The 2,787-nt window shown below is 36.6% G+C and carries 2 protein-coding genes; both read right to left on the bottom strand.

Annotated features, from left to right (window positions below):
- Positions 1–289, bottom strand: a 289-nt coding sequence (locus F6K22_RS37835) for an ATP-binding cassette domain-containing protein (protein ID WP_293109969.1), incomplete at its 3' end; no start/stop codon positions are given.
- A gap of 1,203 nt (positions 290–1,492) precedes the next feature.
- Positions 1,493–2,449: a metal ABC transporter solute-binding protein, Zn/Mn family gene (locus F6K22_RS37830; RefSeq protein WP_293109967.1), complete on the bottom strand. Its 957-nt coding sequence runs from the start codon at positions 2,447–2,449 to the stop codon at positions 1,493–1,495.
- Between the last annotated feature and the right edge of the window lie 338 nt (positions 2,450–2,787).

Raw genomic sequence — 2,787 nt, 5'->3', positions numbered from 1 at the left:
GTTGTGGGGAACCCAAACTGACTAATTCAGCCACAGTCAAAGGAAAACTCCGGTCAAAAAGTAACTTCTGGGGAATATAAGCAATTTTCTGCCAGTGTTTTCCTAAATCTTTTATTTGTCTACCAATAATTTCTACATAACCAGACTCATAAGAAATTAAACCTAATATTGCTTGAATTAATGTGCTTTTTCCAGCGCCATTAGGTCCGATTATTGCCGTATTACTGCCAGGAAAAATTTGAAATGATACAGATTCTACTGCTTTATATTTTCCTCTCACTACAGTCATATTTTGTACATTGATTACTGGGATATTTTTGTTGATTGGTACTACTTTCACTAACAAACTTCCTCTAAACTTTTTAAATTATTTTTCATCACATTCAAATAATGTTGTAGGTCTAAAAAGACACTATTTATCAGGTCTAATATCAAATTCGGTTATCAAAGGCTGATTTTTTAAAATCCTCTCTAACCATCTCCCTATCTCCCAAAAATAGTAATTTATAAACCAGATTTAGTCTAATTTTTAGACTTATTGTCATTTAAAATAATAATGAAACACTTTTTTATAAAGTAAATGAACAAGCAAAGATTAAGATAGGGTATTGGCTTAACCTAAGGTATGTTCGGTGGGTTAAGGCAGACTGTTAAGAGTTGATTTTCTCACCATAAGTATTGCCACCTAACCCACCCTACTCCTACATTTAATATTCCTTTGACAAACAGTCTATTAGTTTAAATCCTTGTTATAACAAAAAAACTCGTCTCAATATAAACTGAAATTACTCTATCATTAAATCAAGTGAATTTCAGCTCATTCAGCAATTAGCAATTAATAATTACTTCTCCCTTTTAGGGAGAGGATTGACTAAAAGCAAAAAAATTATTTTTTTACCCTATGGGGGGAGGCTTTAAACCAAGGTATTTAATTATTAATTATTCATTATTCAGTAACGTATATTTGTGGCGGGCAAGATGCCCGCACTACAAAGTTAGACTTGAGCAATTAGGATAAATATTTGGCAGGCTAAACAAAAACTACAAACAAAGACTTTTTTATAACTAATTACCAGCAAACATAGCTTCCCCAGAAGGAGCATATAATAGTCAACATTCAGCTATTAGCTGTCAACTCTCAGTAATAATACTTCTGCAAAATTAATTACCGATAAATTGTTGTCTAAAGCCTCCCCTTTTAAGGGGAAAAAGCGGTCGGCAAGCGGAGCAGTCCGTTAGGATGGGATGGCGAGGTTTCCTCGCCATATCCAATCGACCAAGAGAAGAAAAAAATTTTCCTTTGAGTCAATCCTATCCGTTTTCAAGGAGAGGTAATTATTAATTATTAATTATTAATTATTAATTGCTGAAACATCCTGCTATTGAGTCACAGTTAAGTATTTCCTCTCTCAAATAGGAAATTCTGACCTGCACAACTACTTAACAAATAGCTGATAGCTGATAGCTGACGGCTGAATGCTTACATATAATTTTACTTGCAAACTTCCTCTAAAGTTTTTAAATTATTTCTCATAGCAGTAAAATAATGTTCTGGGTCTAACAAACCACTTTCAAGTGGATCTAATTTTTTGACTGGTACTCCAATATCTTTAGCAATTTGCTGCACTCGACTATCATCATATCCAATTTCTCCCAGTAAAGCTTTGACTTGATATTCTTTAGTTGCATTTATTACTCTTTGAATATCTTTAGGCGTAATATTATCTTGTGGCAATTCTACCACTGCCATTTGTTGTAAATTATAGCGTTTTGCCAAATAGGGATAGGCATCGTGAAAGGCAATAAATTTACATCCTTGGAAAGGAGCTAAACGAGTTTTAAATTCTTGGTCAAGTTGCTGTAATTTTTGCAGATAAATATTAGCATTTGTCTGATAAGTAGTTGCATTATTCGGGTTAGCTTGAATTAAACCATCGCGGATATTCTTGACTTGTTGTTGTGCTAAAACTGGGTCTAACCAAACATGAGGGTTTCCCTCTTCGTGACTGTGACCGTGACTGTGGTGGTGGTCATGGTCGTGGCGATCGCGATCGTCGTGGTCATCCTCCTTTTCTTCTATAGGTTCAATATTTTGACTAGCATCAATTTCTTGTAGTTGAGAGTTACCAGTACCATCGACTAATTTCTCTAAAAATTCTTCAAACCCCAACCCATTTTTTACTAATACATCTGCTTCTGCAATAGTACGAGCATTTTCTGGTGTTGCCTGATAGTCGTGGGGGTCTGTTCCCGGAGGAACTAATATTTCTACTTCTCCACCTTCTCCGGTAACTCCTTTCGTAAATATATACATAGGCAAGAAAGTTGCAACTATCTTAGTTCCATCTCTATTTTGAGCGACGCTGCTAACATTTCCTAGAGAAACAGTTGTGATAAGTGCTGCTACTCCTAATAATGAACTACCGACCCATTGAAATTTTCTGAACATTCGTTTTGACCTATTGTGAGAATGATTATCATTCTAATATAAACCAGAATAAAAAAAAAAGCCCCTTCTGGGGAAGAGGGAGGAGTGTGGGGAGTGTGGGAAGAATGGGAAGTGTGGGGAGAGGGGGAAGTTTAGCCTTTTGACATCCTCTCCAGCCTAAAGGCGTGGAGATTCCTACCGAACCGTAGCTCCTCGGCGGGTTGACGTTTCGTCGGCTGCTGCTACTTTGGCAGTAGTCTTATGCTTGCCTCCACGTCCGTTTAAAGTCTCGGATTGCCCACCCGCGACTAATATATTTATTGCTGCATTGTGGTCGCGATCGTGCTTTTGTCCACAGT

This window comes from Okeania sp. SIO2F4 (assembly GCF_010672385.1).
In the GTDB taxonomy this organism is placed as follows: domain Bacteria; phylum Cyanobacteriota; class Cyanobacteriia; order Cyanobacteriales; family Microcoleaceae; genus Trichodesmium.
This window is presented reverse-complemented; position numbering and strand designations above follow the sequence as displayed.

Coding starts and splice junctions, on each gene's coding strand:
- F6K22_RS37830 (WP_293109967.1), bottom strand. CDS start 2,449: ATGTTCAGAAAATTTCAATGGGTCGGTAGTTCATTATTAGGAGTAGCA.